Below are 1262 nucleotides of genomic sequence, written 5' to 3'. Positions count from 1 at the left end.
TGCGATGGACTTCGAGATCCGTAAGGACCGGACGAAGCCTCAGGGCAGGAAGAAGCTCACCCGGGAGCGGGAGGCATACTCCCGGCTCATGCAGCAGGGCGTGAGCAACCGGGAAGCGTGCCGGATCGTCGGGATCGACGTGCGGACCGGCCAGAAGTGGCGCAACGGGCGTTACGCATACGGAAACCGGAAGGCGCTGCCACCGATCAACGCGGGGGCAGCGCCTTCCGGGCCGTCCCGGTACCTGCGTGAGGAAGACCGCATCCACATCGCCGACCGGCTGCGGGAGAAGGCGACCGTGCGGGCGATCGCCGCGGAGCTGGGCCGCAGCCCGTCCACGATCAGCCGGGAGATCCGCCGCAACCGCCACCCGGGCAGCGGTGCCTACCGGCCGCACGCCGCGCAGGCCCGCGCCGATGCCCGCCGGCCCCGGCCCAAGACCGGCAAGATCGCCCAGAACTGTGAACTGAGGGGCTTCATCCAGGATCACCTGGGCATACGGTGGAGCCCGGAACAGATCTGCCAGGCTCTTCGGACCCAGTTCCCCCAGCGGCCGGAGATGCACGTGGTCCACGAAACCGTCTACCAGGCCCTCTACGTCCAGGGCCGGGGCGAGCTGCGCCGCGAGCTGGCCCGTGCCTTGCGGACCGGACGTGCCCGGCGCAAGCCGCACCGCCAGGCCCAGCAGCGTCAGCCCAGGTTCGCGACCCCCATGGTCATGATCAGCGAACGCCCCGCCGAAGCCGGGGACCGCGCGGTCCCCGGCCACTGGGAAGGCGACCTGATCATCGGCAAGGACGGCAAGTCGGCCATCGGCACCCTGGTCGAGCGCGCCACCCGCTACGTCATGCTGCTGCACCTGCCCGGTGACCACGGCGCCGAGAGTGTTCGCGCCGCGCTGGTCACCACGGTCCAGACCCTGCCCTCCCACCTGCGACGGTCCCTGACCTGGGACCAGGGATCGGAGATGGGCAGCCATGGCGCGTTCACCATCGCCACGGATGTCCCCGTCTACTTCTGCGACCCGGCCAGCCCCTGGCAGCGCGGCTCGAACGAGAACACCAACGGCCTGCTGCGGCAGTACTTCCCCAAAGGCACCGACCTCGCCGTCCACACCCGCGAGCACCTCGACGCCGTCGCCTCCGAGCTGAACGGCCGTCCACGCAAAACGCTCGGCTGGGAAACCCCAGCCGAGCGTCTGTCTAAACTGCTCGCGGCCTGATCAACACGACCACGTGTTGCAACGACCCCTAGAAAGCGCC

General features: G+C 69.7%; 1 protein-coding gene. It reads left to right on the top strand.

The features are described 5' to 3' along the window. Positions 1-196: 196 nt before the first annotated feature. Complete coding sequence (locus ABZ354_RS28580) at positions 197-1222, top strand: IS30 family transposase (protein WP_358661618.1); 1026 nt, start codon at positions 197-199, stop codon at positions 1220-1222. The last annotated feature ends 40 nt before the right edge of the window (positions 1223-1262 follow it).

Origin of the sequence: Streptomyces sp. NPDC005925, assembly GCF_040638805.1 — a bacterium.
Classification (GTDB): Bacteria; Actinomycetota; Actinomycetes; order Streptomycetales; family Streptomycetaceae; genus Streptomyces.
The sequence above is the reverse complement of the archived record's forward strand: the minus strand, read 5'-3'. Positions and strand labels throughout refer to the sequence as shown.